Annotated in this window: 14 protein-coding genes; 5 read left to right on the top strand and 9 right to left on the bottom strand. The window is 68.7% G+C overall.

Annotated elements, in window-relative coordinates; genetic code table 11:
- From ACHMXA_RS10000 to ACHMXA_RS09975, 6 genes are all read right to left on the bottom strand, one after another.
- A complete protein-coding gene (locus tag ACHMXA_RS10000) occupies positions 1–981 on the bottom strand; it encodes an ABC transporter ATP-binding protein (RefSeq protein ID WP_395320514.1) in 981 nt (326 codons plus the stop codon).
- A gap of 142 nt (positions 982–1,123) precedes the next feature.
- Positions 1,124–2,161, bottom strand: a complete 1,038-nt coding sequence (locus tag ACHMXA_RS09995) for an ABC transporter ATP-binding protein (RefSeq protein ID WP_395320512.1) — start codon at positions 2,159–2,161, stop codon at positions 1,124–1,126.
- 115 nt (positions 2,162–2,276) lie between these two features.
- Positions 2,277–3,116, bottom strand: coding sequence for an ABC transporter permease (locus tag ACHMXA_RS09990; RefSeq protein ID WP_093196271.1), 840 nt, complete (start codon positions 3,114–3,116; stop codon positions 2,277–2,279).
- A gap of 5 nt (positions 3,117–3,121) precedes the next feature.
- On the bottom strand, positions 3,122–4,063 hold the full coding sequence (locus ACHMXA_RS09985) for an ABC transporter permease (RefSeq protein ID WP_305144337.1): 942 nt from the start codon (positions 4,061–4,063) through the stop codon (positions 3,122–3,124).
- A gap of 11 nt (positions 4,064–4,074) precedes the next feature.
- Positions 4,075–5,343, bottom strand: coding sequence for a lactonase family protein (locus ACHMXA_RS09980; protein WP_395320509.1), 1,269 nt, complete (start codon positions 5,341–5,343; stop codon positions 4,075–4,077).
- A 19-nt stretch (positions 5,344–5,362) separates the two neighbouring features.
- Positions 5,363–6,937 carry an ABC transporter substrate-binding protein gene (locus ACHMXA_RS09975; protein WP_395320507.1) on the bottom strand — a complete coding sequence of 525 codons (1,575 nt, stop codon included), beginning with the start codon at positions 6,935–6,937 and terminating at the stop codon, positions 5,363–5,365.
- A 202-nt stretch (positions 6,938–7,139) separates the two neighbouring features.
- On the opposite strand from ACHMXA_RS09975, the gene ACHMXA_RS09970 reads away from it, so the two are divergent.
- Positions 7,140–7,529: a RidA family protein gene (locus ACHMXA_RS09970; protein WP_395320505.1), complete on the top strand. Its 390-nt coding sequence runs from the start codon at positions 7,140–7,142 to the stop codon at positions 7,527–7,529.
- A gap of 16 nt (positions 7,530–7,545) precedes the next feature.
- On the opposite strand, the gene ACHMXA_RS09965 is transcribed toward ACHMXA_RS09970, so the two are convergent.
- From ACHMXA_RS09965 to ACHMXA_RS09955, 3 genes are all read right to left on the bottom strand, one after another.
- Positions 7,546–8,160: an ATP-dependent Clp protease proteolytic subunit gene (locus ACHMXA_RS09965; protein WP_395320503.1), complete on the bottom strand. Its 615-nt coding sequence runs from the start codon at positions 8,158–8,160 to the stop codon at positions 7,546–7,548.
- Between the two features lie 97 nt (positions 8,161–8,257).
- Complete coding sequence (gene lolD / locus ACHMXA_RS09960; protein ID WP_176667990.1) at positions 8,258–8,935, bottom strand: lipoprotein-releasing ABC transporter ATP-binding protein LolD; 678 nt, start codon at positions 8,933–8,935, stop codon at positions 8,258–8,260.
- Positions 8,928–10,184, bottom strand: a complete 1,257-nt coding sequence (locus ACHMXA_RS09955; protein ID WP_395320501.1) for a lipoprotein-releasing ABC transporter permease subunit — start codon at positions 10,182–10,184, stop codon at positions 8,928–8,930. The genes lolD and ACHMXA_RS09955 overlap by 8 nt, the downstream gene beginning before the upstream one ends.
- A 55-nt stretch (positions 10,185–10,239) precedes the next feature.
- On the opposite strand from ACHMXA_RS09955, the gene ACHMXA_RS09950 reads away from it, so the two are divergent.
- From ACHMXA_RS09950 to ACHMXA_RS09935, 4 genes are all read left to right on the top strand, one after another.
- Positions 10,240–11,208, top strand: a complete 969-nt coding sequence (locus tag ACHMXA_RS09950; RefSeq protein ID WP_395320499.1) for a hypothetical protein — start codon at positions 10,240–10,242, stop codon at positions 11,206–11,208.
- Positions 11,205–12,926 carry a single-stranded-DNA-specific exonuclease RecJ gene (recJ, locus tag ACHMXA_RS09945; RefSeq protein WP_395320497.1) on the top strand — a complete coding sequence of 574 codons (1,722 nt, stop codon included), beginning with the start codon at positions 11,205–11,207 and terminating at the stop codon, positions 12,924–12,926. The genes ACHMXA_RS09950 and recJ overlap by 4 nt, the downstream gene beginning before the upstream one ends.
- A gap of 189 nt (positions 12,927–13,115) precedes the next feature.
- Positions 13,116–14,150 (top strand): SDR family oxidoreductase, encoded by a 1,035-nt coding sequence (locus tag ACHMXA_RS09940; RefSeq protein WP_395320495.1) that lies wholly within the window; start codon positions 13,116–13,118, stop codon positions 14,148–14,150.
- A gap of 31 nt (positions 14,151–14,181) precedes the next feature.
- Positions 14,182–15,009 (top strand): SDR family NAD(P)-dependent oxidoreductase, encoded by an 828-nt coding sequence (locus ACHMXA_RS09935; protein ID WP_395320493.1) that lies wholly within the window; start codon positions 14,182–14,184, stop codon positions 15,007–15,009.
- The last annotated feature ends 79 nt before the right edge of the window (positions 15,010–15,088 follow it).

The following is a 15,088-nucleotide window of genomic DNA, read 5'->3' as shown; positions in this document are numbered from 1 at the left end:
TCATGCAGCGATGTTGGATGAGAGTTCTCTGGTTCTGATGCAGGCGCTGTAGTGTCCCGCCGAAATCTCTTCGAGCGGTGGCACCGTCTGCGCACAGGCTTGCGTGGCGTGCGGGCAGCGCGTGCGGAACACGCAGCCCGAAGGCGGCGAGATGGGGCTGGGAATGTCGCCCTTCAGCGCGATGCGCTCGGTCGCCATCTCCGGGTCGGGCTTCGGGCTCGCGGCCAGCAGTGCGCGGGTGTAGGGATGCGAGGGGCGCGCGAACAGCTCCTCGGTGGTGGCGACTTCCATCACCTTGCCGAGGTAAAGCACCACCACGCGGTCGCACAGGTACTCGACCACGTCGAGGTCGTGCGAGATGAAGAGCATCGTCAGGCCCAGCCGCTCGCGCAGGTCGGCCAGCAGGTTGATGACCTGCGATTGAATGGACACGTCCAGCGCCGACAACGGCTCGTCGGCCACGATGAACTCGGGCTCCACGGCCAGCGCGCGCGCCACGCCGATGCGCTGTCGCTGCCCGCCCGAGAACTCGTGCGGGAAGCGGTTGGCGTGCTCCGCGCGCAGGCCCACGGTTTCGAGCAGCTCGGCAATGCGCTTCTCGCGCGCCGCCGCGCCCTTGTGCAGGCCGTGCGTGGACAGTGCCTCGCCGAGGATCGCGCCGATGCGCATCTTCGGGTTCAGGCTGGCGTACGGGTCCTGGAAGATGATCTGCAGCTTGCTGCGCAGCCGGCGCATGCGCTCGGCAGAGAGCTCGCCGATGTCGTCGCCGCGATAGAGCACCTGGCCGCCGCTGCGCTCCAGCAGGCGCAGCACGGTGCGGCCGATGGTGCTCTTGCCCGAGCCCGATTCGCCGACCAGGCCCAGCGTCTCGCCGGGCTGGATCGCGAAGGACACGTCGTCCACCGCGCGCACCGGGCGGTCGCTGCTGCCGAAGTATTTCTTGAGGGCGCGGACTTCGATGAGGGGAGGTGCGGTGGTCATCGTGGGTATTCGGTATTGGCCCCTTCTCCCGCTCGCGGGAGAAGGCGGGGGATGAGGGTGCGTGCGAGGGCCACGGGGGTCACCCTCACCCCAGCCCTCTCCCGCAAGCGGGAGAGGGAGCAAGACAGGAACAGCGCGTTCGTCATGCGGCCCTCGCGAGCGGTTGTTCAGGCTGCACACGAACACATCGCGCCTGCCGCCCCTGCCGGATGTCCAGCAACGGCGGCATCCCCGCACTGCATTCGGCCAACGCCAGATCGCAGCGCGGCTCGAACGCACAGCCCGGCGGCGGCGCCAGCGGGCTCGACACCTGGCCGCGAATGGCGAACAGGCGCTTGGGCTTCGGCTGCCCGGGCTCGCGCGCCTTGCCCGGCAGGCAGGCCAGGAGCCCCTGCGTGTACGGATGCTCCGGCTGCGCGAACAGCGGCCGCACCGGCGCGCTCTCGACCACGCGGCCCGAATACATCACGACCACGTCGTCGGCATGGTGCGCCACCACGCCGAGGTTGTGGGTGATGAACAGGATGCTCATGCCCGTTTCTGCCTGCAGCCGGCGCATGAGTTCGAGGATCTGCGCCTGGATGGTCACGTCGAGCGCGGTGGTGGGCTCGTCAGCGATCAGCAGCGTCGGATCGCAGGCCATCGCCAGGGCGATCATCGCGCGCTGGCGCATGCCGCCCGAGAGCTGGTGCGGGTATTCGTGGATGCGCTGCGCGGCCGCAGGGATCTCCACCAGCTCCAGCATGCGCTGCGCATGCGCCAGCGCCGCCTTGCGGTCGAGCCCCTTGTGCAGGCGCACGCTTTCCGCGATCTGCTCGCCGATGGTGAACACCGGGTTCAGGCTGGTCATCGGCTCCTGGAAGATCATCGACAGCTGGTTGCCGCGCAGCGAACGCATCTCGCGCTCGCCGATGCCCAGCAGATCGAGCTTCTTGCCCTCGCGCGTCACGAATGAGGCGCTGCCGCTGACCTGCGCGTTGGCGGTCTTGGGCAGCAGGCGCATCAGCGTGAGGCTGGTGACCGACTTGCCGGAGCCCGACTCGCCGACCAGCGCGGTCGTCTTGCCGGGCTGGATCGAGAAGCTCACGTCGGCGACCGAGCGCACGAGGCCGTCCTCGGTGGGGAAGCTGGTGCTCAGGTTGCTGACCGTGAGGCGCGGGGAATTGGAAGCAGTGTTCATCTCGGATATGCCTTTCGCGCGGGATACCGCAGAACCGGCTTTGCCGGGCTGCAGGTATCGCCCCCGGCGAGGGGGTCGGCGCCCACACGCAGTGGGCAAGCCTGGGGGAGTGCTTTCATGCGCCTTTCTTGAGCTTGGGGTCGAGCAGGTCGCGCACGCCGTCGCCCAGCAGCTGCAGCGACAGCGCGGTGAAGATGATCGCGAGCCCCGGGAACAGCACCACCCAGAAGGCCTGGTGCGCGTACTGCTGGCTGCCCGCGACCATGGTGCCCCAGGTCGGGATCTCGGGCGGCACGCCCACGCCGAGGAACGACAGCCCCGCCTCGGCCAGGATGGCGTAGGCGAAGATGAACGACACCTGCACCAGGATCGGCGACATCAGGTTCGGCAGGATGTGCCGCCACAGGATGCGCGAGGTGCGCACGCCCAGCGCGCGAACGGCTTCCACGAAGAGCAGTTCGCGCACCACCAGCGTCGAGGCCCGCACCACCCGCGCCACACGCGGCGTGTAGACAAGCACCAGCGCCAGTACGGTGTTCACGAGCGATGGCCCGAGGATCGCCACCAGCGCGATGGCCAGCAGGATGTCGGGAAAGGACATCATCGCGTCGACCACGCGCATCAGCGGTGCATCGAGCCGGCGGAAGAAGCCGGCCATCAGGCCCAGCACGGTGCCGGCGATCACGGCGCCCAGCGCGGTGAGCGCGGCAATGGCCAGCGAGTAGCGCGCGCCGTGCACGATGCGCGAATACAGGTCGCGGCCGAGCTCGTCGGTGCCGAGCAGGTGCTCGGCGCTCGGCGCCTTCAGGCGTTCGAGCACTGCCGTGTCGTTGGGGTCGATGGAAGCGAACAGCGGCGCGCCGATCGCGAGCACCGCGATTACCAGCAGCACCAGCGCGGACACCATCACGATGCGTCTGTGCATCAGCTGGCGGAGCATTCGGGGCATCTGCATTTTTCTCAGACCTTCACGCGCGGGTCGACCACCGCGTACAGCAGGTCGATGGAGAAATTGATGAGCACGTAGATCGCGGCGATGACGAGCAGCGCGCCCTGGATCACCGGGTAGTCGCGCCGCAGCACGGCGCTGACCACGAGATTGCCCACGCCCGGCAGGCCGAAGACGGTCTCGGTGATGACGGCGCCGCCGATCATCAGCGCCACCGTGAGGCCGATCACCGTGACGATGGGCACCAGCGCATTGCGCAGCGCGTGCTTGAGCACCACGGTGCTTTCGCTCAGGCCCTTGGAGCGCGCCGTGCGCACATAGTCCTCGCCCAGCACGTCGAGCATCGAGGCGCGCGTGAAGCGGATGATGAGCGCCGAGTTCAGCAGGCCCAGCACGGTGGCCGGCAGCACCAGCGAATGCAACCGTTCCGCGAACGGCGCATCGGGCGCGCCATAACCCGACACCGGGAACCAGCCGAACGAAACGGCGAAGATCTGTATCAGCACGATGCCCAGCCAGAAGCTCGGAATGCTCGCGCCCAGCATCGCGATGCCGGTGAAGAGCTGGTCGACCACGCGCCCCCGGAACACGGCCGAGACGATGCCGCATGGCACGCCGATCAGCGCCGCGATGGCCACCGCCATCAGCGCGAGCAGCGTGGTGGGTTCGGAGCGCTCCCACAGCGCCTGCGTCACCGGGCGCTGCAGGAAGATCGACTGGCCGAGGTTGCCCTGCAGCACCTCGCGCAGCCAGTAGCCGAACTGCACGGGCAGCGGCTTGTCGAGGCCGTATTCCTTCTGCACGCGGGCGATGTCGGCCGCGGTCGCCTGGTCGCCCAGCAGCACCGAGACCGGGTCGCCCGATGCGGCGCGCGTGAGCACGAAGACCAGCACCGCCACGATGGCGAGCACGACCAGCATGCCCGCGGCGCGGGAGGCGATGTAGCGGAACAGCGATTTCTTCATCACGCGGAGAACTCGAGGGCGGCGGCGGAACCGACCGCAACGTACTGGCCGGTGAACTGGATGTCGCCACCCTTGACGCGGAAGACGGTCACGTTGTCGCCCTGCTTGTTGTGGCACACGTAGAGGAACCTGCCGCTCGGGTCGAGCGTGCAGCTGCGCGGGTAGTTGCCGCGCGACCATTCCTCGCGCACCAGCGTGGGCGCGCCGGTGCGAGGGTCGACCTTGAAAATCGAGATCGAGTCGTGCAGGCGGTTGAGCGACACGAAGTGCTGGCCGTCGGGCAGCATGCGGATGCCCGATGCGTAGCTGGTGCCCTTGAAGCCCTTGGGCAGCGCCGAGGTCTCGCTCACCAGCGTGAGCACGCCGGTGGTGTCGTCATAGCGCATGAAGGCGATGGTCGAGGCCTCCTCGTTCACCAGGTAGAGCCACTTGCCGTTCGGGTGGAACACGAAGTGGCGCGCGCCGGAGCTTTCGGACACGGCCACGGTGCTGGGCTGGCTCAGCACGCCGCTGATGCGGTCGAAGCGGTAGGAGATGACGCGGTCGAGCCCCAGGTCGGCCACCAGCACGAAGTTGCCCTTGGGGTCGGCATGCACCATGTGCGCGTGCGGGCCGTCGTGGTCGCTGGTGGCGAAGCCTTCATGCGAGCGCGCGGCCTGCGGCACCACGTCGGCGCCGGGCTTGCAGGGCGTGCCGGCGCCGCAGGCTTCCGCGTCCTTGTAGACGACGGCTGCGACGGCCGGGTCGGGCGTGCCGTCGGCGCGCAGCGCGAGCACGCTGACGTCACCGCTCGCGTAGTTGGCGGTGAAGAGAAAGCGGCCGTCGGGGTGCACGCTGATGTAGGCCGGGTCCTTGCCGCCACAGGGCGTCTCGGAGACGAAGCTCAGTGCGCCGTCGGCGCCGATACGGAAGGCCGAGACCGAGCCGGCCTCGAACTCGTTGGCCGCATAGAGCATCGGCAGCTTCGGGTGGCGCGCGAGCGAAGCGGGGTTGCGCAGCTTCGCGCCCTCGCCCGTGCTCGCCACCGCTGCCGGTGCGCCCGGAATCGGCTTGAGCGCACCGGTGGCGCTGTCGAGCACGAACTGGTGCACGCCCTGCCCCCGGCCGCCGCGCCACGGCTTGCCGCCGTCGCTGTAGGTGCCGACGTAGGCGTAGACCGGGCCCTGGGCGGCAGCCCGGGCGGCGAAGGCAAGGGAGGATTCGAGGCCGAGGGCCCCGAGGCCGGAGACCAGTGCACTGGCTTGCAGGAGTTGGCGACGCGACGGCATGGCTGTGTCTTCCGCCTTCTTACTTGATCTTCGCGTTCCAGAAGAACGGCCAGGTCGCGGGCTGGTAGTTGTCCAGCGCCGGGCTCTTGGCCGAGAGGCCGTTGAACTTGCCGACGTTGATGTACGGCACCTCGTCGTACACCACCTGCTGCACCTTGCCCCACAGCGCGCCGCGCTTGGCAGGGTCGCTCTCGACGTTGAAGGCCTGCAGCGCCGACTTCTTGGCAGGCGTTTCCCACCACCCGGGCGCGCCATCGCCGAGTTGCGGCGGCGAGAGCATGGGCTCGGGGAACTGGCCCGAATGGGTGACGTAGATGTCCCACAGCTTGGCGTCGTTGCGGCGCTGCACCAGCGTGGCCCAGTCGACCACGTTGAGGTCGACCTTGAAGCCGGCGCGCTTGAGCTGCTCGGCCATCAGCAGCGCCATGTTGTAGTGGAAGTCGTACTGGCGGCTGGTGAGCACGCGGATCGGCTCGCCCTTGTAGCCGGCCTTGGCGGCGGCTTCCTTGGCCTTGGCGGCGTTGCGCTGGTTGTACTGGTCGGCGCCCGCGGCCGAGTAGAACGGCGAGCCCTTCGGGAAGTGGTTGGGCTCTGCCGTGAAGAAGCGCGTGTCGCCGAAGCCGGCGGCGAGCATCTCGCCCTCGCCCAGCGCGGTCTGGATCGCCTGGCGCACCGGCTGGCTGGCGGCCACGCCTTCCTTGGTGTTGAGCACGAGGTACGGGAAGCCGAACGAGGGCGTCATGATCGGCACCGTCTTGCCGCCCGATTTCTCCAGGCGCGGCAGCGCTTCCACCGGCAGCAGGTCGGCAAAGTCGTACTGGCCGGCCAGCGCACCCTCGACGCGGGTGCTGGCGTTGGGCACGGGCACGAAGCGCAGTTCTTCAATTACCGCCTCGCGCTTGCCGCCGTAGCCGCTGGCGGCTTCCTTGCGCGCGCTGTACTTGTCGAAGCGGGTGAGCAGCACGAACTGATCGGGGCGGCGCTCCTTGAACTTGTAGGGGCCGGTGCCCACGAAATCCTTCAGCGGCGAGGCGATGGAGTCCTTGGCCATGATGGCGGCCATGCCGCTGGGCAGCGCGAGCTGCGAGAGCAGCGGCGCGTAGGGTTCCTTCAGCACGATCTCCACCGCCAGCGGGCCCTTGGCCTTGAGGCTGTCGATTGCCTTGCCCACGGCCTTGCCGCGCGGCGACTGGTCCATCCAGCGCTGCAGGCTGGCCACCACGTCGTCGGCCGTGAGCTCGCGCCCGCTGTGCAGCATCACGCCCTTGCGCAGGGTGATGGCGTAGGTCTTGCCGTCGGCCGAGATCTTCGGCATGCCCTCGGCCAGCATCGGCACCACGTTCCACTTGGCGTCGAAGGTGTAGAGCGTCTCGTACACGTGCTGCATGATGGTTCCGACCAGGTCGGCGGTGGAGGCCATCGGGTCGAGCGTCTGCGGCTCCGCCACCATCGCCAGCGTGGCGAAGTTGCGCGGGCCCTGCGCGTGGGCGCTCTGGTGGGGCAGCGCGGCGCACAGCATCGCGAGCAGGGAGGCGCCCAGCAGGCTGCGCTTCGACATCAGGGGCAGGCGCTGGACAAGACCGACGTGGGGCATGGGGGACTCCTTCATGGGGCGGACTGATTTGTGAAAGAAATTTTCTCTCTGGCCCGGACTTTGAAGCAGTATCCATGCCAAATCATCCGTGTTAACCCTCGTTTGGCCTGATTTTTGAAATAGATTTTCAAATCAGAGGGATACTCGCGGCTCGTTTCCGCTCTTGCGTTTCTCTTTTCCTTTCATCACACAAGGAGTACCCATGCCCCTCGAATACCTCGGCGCCCCTCCCCTTGCCTCCGACCGCCAGGTCCGCCCCTTCTCCCCGGCCGTGCGCGCCGGCGACTTCATCTACGTCTCGGGCCAGGTGCCCGTGAACAAGGACGGCGAGATCGTGGTGGGCGGCATCGAGGCGCAGACGCGCCAGGTGATGGAGAACATCAAGTCCGTGCTCGCCCTGGCAGGCGCCACCTTCGACGACGTGTGCAAGAGCACCTGCTGGCTGCAGGACGCGCGCGATTTCGGTGCCTTCAATCGCATCTACATGAGCTATTTCGGTGAAAACAAGCCGGCGCGCTCGACAACCGAGGCCCGGCTGATGATCGACGCGCGGGTCGAGATCGACGTGGTGGCCTACAAGCCCAAGGCCTGATTCGATCCCGCTCCGGTCAGCCGTGCAACTCGGTCTTGCGCTGGATGATGCGCGAGACCAGCCCGTACTCCACGGCCTCCTCCGCCGACAGCCAGCGGTCGCGCTCGATGTCGGCCAGCACCACGTCAATGGGCTTGCCAGTCTCGCGCGCGATCTCGTGCGCGATGCGCTGGCGGGCCTTGATGATTTCCTGCGCCTGGATGGCGATGTCAGTCGCCTGACCGCCCGCGCCGCCGCTGGGCTGGTGGATCAGGAAGCGGGTGTTGGGCAGACACACGCGGCGCTCGCGCGGCGCCGCCAGGAACAGGTGGGTGGCCGCGCTGCCCACCCAGCCGGTGCCGATCATGTTCACCGGCGCGCTGATGAAGCGCACGATGTCGTGGATGGCATCGCCCGACTCCAGGTGCCCGCCGGGCGAGCTCACGAGGATGTCGATGGGTTTTTCGGCGCTGTCGGCATCCAGCGCGATGAGCCGGCGCGTGACGTCGGCGGCCACCGAATCGGTGATGGCGCCGAAGATCAGCAGCGTGCGCGACTTGAACGCCTTTTCTTCCAGGTAGGAATTGCGCGGCTCGGCGGTGGCCGCAGGCTTGGTGTCGTCGTCGGATTCCATTGAGAACATGGGCAGCATGAAACGGGCTCCTGTGGTTTTGGACTTCGGCCCGTCCTGACGGACAGGCGCCCCCCAGTTTCGCGACATTGCGCCGGCCGTGCCAGGCCGGCCCGAATCACCCCGCCAGCCGCCCCGCCACCAGCTGCAGCACCCGATCGCACCGCTTCGCCAGATCCTGATCGTGCGTGACCATGACGAAAGCCGTGCCATGCCGGTGCGCGAGGTCCAGCATCAAGGCGAACACCGTGTCGGCCGTGCTTCGGTCGAGGTTGCCGGTGGGCTCGTCGGCCAATACGCAGGCCGGCTGCGTGACCAGCGCGCGCGCTATCGCCACGCGCTGGCGCTCGCCGCCCGAGAGTTCAGCCGGGCGGTGGTGCAGGCGCTGGCCCAGGCCCACGCTCTCGAGGATCTTCGCGGCCGACTGTGCGGCTGCCTGCTTCTCCACGCGGCGGATCTTCAGCGGCATGGCCACGTTGTCCAGCGCGCTGAACTCGGGCAGCAGGTGGTGGAACTGGTAGACGAAGCCCAGGTGCTGGTTGCGCAGGCGCCCCTGCTCGGCCGGATCGGCGTGCGCGATGTCCTTGCCCAGCAGCTCGACCTTGCCGGTGGTGGGTTCGTCGAGCCCGCCCATCAGGTGCAGCAGCGTGCTCTTGCCGGAGCCGGAGGCGCCGACGATGGCCAGCGTTTCGCCGGCATGTACGTCGAGGTCAACACCGTGCAGCACGGTCAGGTCGAGCCTGCCCTCGTGGAACCGCTTGGTCAGTCCACGGGCTTTCAGAACTACTTCACTCATAGCGCAGGGCTTCGGCGGGGTTCACGCGGCTGGCGCGCCAGCTCGGATACAGCGTGGCGACGAAGGCCAGCACCAGGGAAATGATCGCGATCGGCACGATGTCGCTTTGCTGCGGATCGCTGGGCATCTTGCTGATCAGGTAGATGTCCTTCGGCAGGAAGCTCGCGTGGAAGAGCTGCTCCAGGAAGGGCACGATCACGTCGATGTTGTAGGCGATGCCCAGGCCCAGCAGCAGGCCGGCCACGGTGCCGATCACGCCCACCATCGCGCCCTGCACCACGAAGATGCCCATGATGCTGCGCGGCGAGCTGCCCAGCGTGCGCAGGATAGCGATGTCGGCGCGCTTGTCGGTCACGGTCATCACGAGCGTGGAGACCAGGTTGAAGGCCGCCACCGCCACGATCAGCGTGAGGATGATGAACATCATGCGTTTCTCGACCTGCACCGCCGCGAACCAGGTCTTGTTCTGGCGCGTCCAGTCGCGGATGAGGAACTCGCCCGGCAGCGTCACGGCCAGCTGGTCGGCCACGTCGCGCGCCTCGTTGAGGTTCTTGAGCTTCAGGCGGATGCCGGTGGGGCCTTCGAGGCGGAACACCTTGGCGGCGTCCTGCTCGTGCACCATGGCCAGCGCGGAGTCGTATTCGTAGTGGCCCGAATCGAAGGTACCGACCACGGTGAACTGCTTGAGCCTAGGCACCACGCCCGCCGGCGTGACCTGCCCGCCCGGGGCCACCAGCGTGACCTGGTCGCCCGGCTGCACAAAGAGCGAACGCGCCAGCTCGGCGCCGAGAACGATGCCGAACTGGCCCGGCACGAGCTTGTCGAAGGTGCCGCGCGAGGCGATGCCGTTGATGTCGGTGACCTCGGGCTCGAGCTTGGGATCGATGCCGCGCACCAGCGTGCCCTTCATGTCCTCGCCGCGCGCGATGAGCGCCTGGGTGTTGATGAAGGGCGCCGCGCCGACCACCTCGGGGTGCTTGCGCGCGGCCGCCATGATCTGGTCGAGGCTCTGCAGCGCCTGCCCGTCGCGCGAGAAGATCTCGATGTGCGACACCACGCCGAGCATGCGGTCGCGCACTTCCTTCTGGAAGCCGTTCATCACACTGAGCACAATGATCAACGCCGCCACGCCCAGCGCGATGCCGAGCATCGAGACACCGGAGATGAAGGAGATGAAGCCGTTGCGCCGCGTCGCCCGGCCTGCGCGCGTATAGCGCCAGCCGAGCTGCAGTTCATAGGGAAATCGCATAGGGTCGGAATTGTGGCATTCCGGATGCCCCTGAGGCTTCCCGGACAATAAGGGGATGGCCGAAACCTCCCCACGCCAACTACTGATTCCCTTCGCCGGCCGCGGTTCCCCGTCATGCCGCGCGGCCCTGCCCGCTCTGCGGCTCCCGAATCTGGAGAGCCTGCTCTCCCGCCTCACCCTAGCCGACACCGATACGCAGGACGAAAGCACGCGCTCGCCTCCGCACGAACGCGCGCTGGCGCAGGCGCTCGGCATCGCCGCGCCCGACGGCTGCATCCCCTGGGCCGCGCTCGAAGCGCGCCGGCTGGGCATCGCCGACCCCGGCGACACCGGGGGCTGGGGCCTGGTCACGCTGTGCAACTGGCAGGTCGGCATCGACGACGTGGTGCTGGGCGACCCGGGCTCCATCGAGATCGACGCCGCCGAATCGGCCGCCCTGCTGGAAGCCGCGCGCCCCTTCTTCGAGGAGGACGGCATCGCGCTGCACCCCTCGCCCGTGCCCGGCCGCTGGCTGGCGCGCGCGCCCATCTTCGACGGATTGGCCACCGCCTCCATCGACCGCGCGGTGGGCTACCCCATCTCGCAGTGGTCGCCGCTGGCCGACGCCGCGCGGCCGCTGCGCCGGCTGCAGAACGAGATGCAGATGCTGCTGTACACCCAGCGCGTGAACGACGAGCGCGCCGCGCGCGGCGTGCCGCCGATCAATTCCTTCTGGCTGGCCGGCACCGGCGCCCTGAAGAAGGAAGCCGCGGAACCGGCGGTGGTGCCGACCGTGAACGACACCCTGCGCATTGCCGCGCTGCGCGACGACGGCATCGGCTGGGCCGCCGCCTGGCAGGCGCTCGACGCCGGCCCGCTCGCCGCCTTGCTGGCCGAGTACACGCGCGGCGCGGCCGACGTGTCGCTCACGCTGTGCGGCGACCGCGCCTCGCAGCGCTACACCGTGCAGCCGCGCGGCCTGGCGCGCTGGGCGAAGAGCCTCTTCGAGCGCAAGCAGGCGGCCACCGTGCTGGAGGCGCTATGAAAATCGTAGCCCGCGAGATACCGCCGCGCACCGTCTGGGCGCTGGAACAGGCCGGCGTGCATCCGCTGCTGGCGAGGCTCTTCGCGGCGCGCGGCGTGCGCGCCAAGGAAGAACTGGACGACGGCCTCGCGCTGCTGCTGGCCCCCGACACCCTGCACGGCACCCGCGAAGCCGCCGTGCTGCTGGCTGACGCCATCGCGCAGGACAAGCGCCTGTGCATCGTTGCCGACTACGACTGCGACGGCGCCACCGCTTGCGCGGTCGGCGTGCGCGGCCTGCGCCTGCTGGGCGCGAAGAACGTGAGCTACCTCGTGCCCGACCGCGTGGTCGACGGCTACGGCCTCACGCCTCCCATTGCCGAGCGCGTGGCCGCGAGCGGCGCCGACATGCTCATCACCGTCGACAACGGCATCGCCAGCGTCGAGGGCGTGGCCGCCGCCAAGGCGCGCGGCCTGCAGGTACTGGTGACCGACCATCACCTGCCCGGGCCCGAGCTGCCCTCGGCCGACGTGCTGGTCAACCCCAACCAGCCCGGCTGTGGATTCGAGAGCAAGAGCATTGCCGGCGTGGGCGTGATGTTCTATGTGCTGCTGGCGCTGCGCTCGGAGCTGCGCAGGCGCGGCGTGTTCGACACGGCCAGCCAACCGAAGCTCGACGCACTGCTGCCGCTCGTCGCGCTGGGCACGGTCGCAGACGTGGTGCGGCTCGACGCCAACAACCGCCGCCTCGTGGCGCAGGGCCTGCGCCGCATCCGCGCGGGCACGATGCCGGCCGGCGTTGCGGCGCTGTTCAAAGCGGCCGGGCGCAATGCCTCGGCTGCCACCACCTTCGACTTCGGCTTCGCGCTCGGCCCGCGCATCAACGCCGCGGGCCGGCTTTCGGACATGACGCTGGGCATCGAATGCCTGCTGACCGACGACGTCGGCCGCGCCGAAGAACTCGCGCGCATGCTCGACGGCATCAACCGCGAGCGGCGCGACATCGAGGGCGGCATGCGCGACCAGGCGCTGCTGCTGGCCGAGTCGCTGTTCGCCGCCGACGGCGACGGCATCGAAGCGCCGCCGCCGGCCATCAGCGTGTTCGACGCGGGCTTCCACGAAGGCGTGGTCGGCATCGTGGCCTCGCGCATCAAGGACCGCTTCCACCGCCCGACTTTCGTCTTCGCCGCGAGCGGCGCGCCGGGCAAGGAGCAGGAGCTCAAGGGCTCCGGCCGCTCGATTCCGGGCTTCCACCTGCGCGATGCGCTCGACCTCGTGGCCAAGCGCCATCCGGGCGTGCTGCTGCGCTTCGGCGGCCACGCGATGGCGGCCGGCTGCACCGTGGCGCGCGAGCACTTCGAGACCTTCGAGAAGGGCTTCGCGCAGGTCGCACGCGAGTTGCTGGCCGAATCCGCGCTCACGCGCCAGATCGAAACCGACGGCCCCATCGCACGCGAGTACATGCGCATCGACCTCGTCGACACGCTGCACCGCGAGGTGTGGGGCCAGGGCTTCGCGCCGCCCACCTTCAGCGAGGAGGTGGAAGTGGTGTCGCAGCGGCTGGTGGGCGAGAAGCACCTGTCGCTCAAGCTCAGGCACCAGGGCCAGCCCATCGACGCGATCTGGTTCAGCCACACCGAGCCGCTGCCGCCGAAGGTCAAGCTGGCCTTCCGGCTCGATGCCGACGAGTGGCAGGGCGTGCGGCGCCTGCGCTTCCTGGTCGAGGGGGCGGAGTTCTAGCGAGGCAGTTCCAGCAGAGCCTTGGCGCCGGCGACGCGGCGGTGCGTCGCCGGCGTTACCCTTTGAAAGAAAAACCGCCACCGCATGCTCCATGACGGGCGTGCGGTCGGGACGGATTCCTACGCATGCGGCAGGCGGGCGTTCTACGGTGGAACTTCCATCGCAGGAAATGCCAAGGAGATGCCACCCATGAAATCCGTCGACAGCAAGAGCAGAAGCAACAACCACGGCGCCGCCGCGCGAGTCGTTTCGCGGCAGCGCGAGGTCCAGCGCGCGCAGGACGCGAAGGACCAGGCGGACGCAGTCTCGCTGAAGAAGACGAAGAAAGAAAAAGAAGAACAAGAAACACCCGTGCAGGCCGGCCACCGGCCGCAGCCTGCCAACCCGATGCCGGCGCAGCACCTGCGCAAGCCCGGCAACGAAGCCGACATGGCCCTGCGCCCGCGCTTCGAAGCCCCCGACTACAAGGGCAGCGGCAAGCTCGAGGGCATGACCGCGCTCATCACCGGCGGCGACTCCGGCATCGGCCGCGCGGTGGCCGTGCTCTATGCCCGCGAGGGCGCGGACGTCGCGATCGCCTACCTCTCGGAGGACGAGGACGCCGAGGAAACCCGCCGCCACGTCGAGGCCGAGGGCGCGCGCTGCGTGCTCCTCAAGGGCGACGTGCGCGATCCGGCCTTCTGCCAGAAGGCGGTGGACGAAACGGTCAAGGCCTTCGGCAAGCTCGACATCCTCGTGAACAACGCGGCCTTCCAGCTGCACGCGGCCTCCATCGGCGACATCACCGACGAACGGCTCGACCTCACGCTGCGCACCAACGTCTACGGCTATTTCCAGATGGCGCGCGCCGCGGTGCCGCACCTGCGCGAGGGCAGTTCGATCATCAACACCGGCTCGGTCACCGGGCTCGAGGGCAGCGCGCACCTGCTCGACTACTCGACCACCAAGGGCGCGATCCACGCCTTCACCAAGGCGCTGGCGAGCAACCTGCAGGACAAGGGCATCCGCGTGAACGCGGTGGCGCCGGGGCCGGTCTGGACGCCGCTGAACCCCGCGGACAGCCCGGCGGAGAAAGTGCAGGACTTCGGCCGGCAGACCGGCATGAAGCGCCCGGCCCAGCCGGAGGAGCTGTCGCCGGCCTACGTGTTCCTCGCCGCTCCCTGCTGCGCCAGCTACATCACGGGCATCGTGCTGCCGGTGACGGGCAGCGTGGGCGCGGCATGAACCTCGTCGCCAACGACTCCAGGAGATCGACATGCAGACCACAGATATCCGTCCTCTTGCCGTTGTGACCGGGGCCTCTTCCGGCATCGGCTTCCAGCTCGCGCTGCTGGCGGCGCGCAAGGGCTACGACCTGCTGATCGGCGCCGACGAGCCGCTGGCGCAGGCCGAGACCGAGCTGCGCATGCTCGGCGCCAACGTGTTCTCGGTTCGCGCCGACTTCGCCACGCGCGACGGCGTGGACGCACTGCTCGCGGCCACCGAAGGCCGGCCGGTGCACGCGCTGTTCGCCAACGCGGGGCACGGCCTGGGCCACGGCTTTCTCGACCAGGACTTCCACGACGTGCAGCACGTCATCAACACCAACATCACCGGCACCATCTACCTCGTGCAGTGCGTGGGCCGGCAGATGCGCGAGGCGGGCCGCGGGCGCATCCTCATCACCGGCTCGATCGCGGGCTTCCAGCCCGGCAGCTTCCAGGCGGTCTACAACGGCAGCAAGGCCTTCATCGATTCCTTCGCCTTGGCACTGCGCGACGAGCTCAAGGGTACGGGCGTGTCGGTCACCTGCCTGATGCCGGGCGTGACCGACACCCACTTCTTCGCGCGCGCCGACATGCTCGACACGCGCGTCGGCCGGCAAGGCGACAAGGCCGATCCGGCGGAGGTCGCGAGGATCGGCTTCGAGGCGATGATGCGCGACGAGAGCGGCGTGATCGCGGGCTGGCGCAACAAGATGCAGGTGGCGCTGTCGCGCGTGATGTCGGCCTCCAGGCTGGCCGAGCAGCACCGGCGCATCGCCGAGCCCGGCAGCGGCGAAACGCCGCAGAGGCAGGAGCAGCAGGCCCGTCCCTTCGTCTGATTCTTGATCCGGCCCCTGGCCGGATCCTTCGCGGGCTGTCTCGCACTGCTTTCTTTCCCGCCGGCTGCGGGGCGGGCGC

The sequence above is a fragment of the Variovorax sp. UC74_104 genome, from assembly GCF_044055375.1.
Classification (GTDB): domain Bacteria; phylum Pseudomonadota; class Gammaproteobacteria; order Burkholderiales; family Burkholderiaceae_C; genus Variovorax.
The sequence above is the reverse complement of the archived record's forward strand: the minus strand, read 5'-3'. Positions and strand labels throughout refer to the sequence as shown.

Excerpts from the sequence above, each read along its gene's own strand:
- ACHMXA_RS09965 (WP_395320503.1), bottom strand. The coding sequence starts at position 8,160 with ATGCTGCCCATGTTCTCAATGGAATCCGACGACGACACCAAGCCTGCG.
- ACHMXA_RS09970 (WP_395320505.1), top strand. The coding sequence starts at position 7,140 with ATGCCCCTCGAATACCTCGGCGCCCCTCCCCTTGCCTCCGACCGCCAG.
- ACHMXA_RS09935 (WP_395320493.1), top strand. The coding sequence starts at position 14,182 with ATGCAGACCACAGATATCCGTCCTCTTGCCGTTGTGACCGGGGCCTCT.
- ACHMXA_RS09955 (WP_395320501.1), bottom strand. The coding sequence starts at position 10,184 with ATGCGATTTCCCTATGAACTGCAGCTCGGCTGGCGCTATACGCGCGCA.
- ACHMXA_RS09940 (WP_395320495.1), top strand. The coding sequence starts at position 13,116 with ATGAAATCCGTCGACAGCAAGAGCAGAAGCAACAACCACGGCGCCGCC.
- ACHMXA_RS09950 (WP_395320499.1), top strand. The coding sequence starts at position 10,240 with ATGGCCGAAACCTCCCCACGCCAACTACTGATTCCCTTCGCCGGCCGC.
- ACHMXA_RS09980 (WP_395320509.1), bottom strand. The coding sequence starts at position 5,343 with ATGCCGTCGCGTCGCCAACTCCTGCAAGCCAGTGCACTGGTCTCCGGC.
- ACHMXA_RS09995 (WP_395320512.1), bottom strand. The coding sequence starts at position 2,161 with ATGAACACTGCTTCCAATTCCCCGCGCCTCACGGTCAGCAACCTGAGC.
- ACHMXA_RS09990 (WP_093196271.1), bottom strand. The coding sequence starts at position 3,116 with ATGCAGATGCCCCGAATGCTCCGCCAGCTGATGCACAGACGCATCGTG.
- ACHMXA_RS10000 (WP_395320514.1), bottom strand. The coding sequence starts at position 981 with ATGACCACCGCACCTCCCCTCATCGAAGTCCGCGCCCTCAAGAAATAC.
- lolD (WP_176667990.1), bottom strand. The coding sequence starts at position 8,935 with ATGAGTGAAGTAGTTCTGAAAGCCCGTGGACTGACCAAGCGGTTCCAC.
- recJ (WP_395320497.1), top strand. The coding sequence starts at position 11,205 with ATGAAAATCGTAGCCCGCGAGATACCGCCGCGCACCGTCTGGGCGCTG.
- ACHMXA_RS09975 (WP_395320507.1), bottom strand. The coding sequence starts at position 6,937 with ATGCCCCACGTCGGTCTTGTCCAGCGCCTGCCCCTGATGTCGAAGCGC.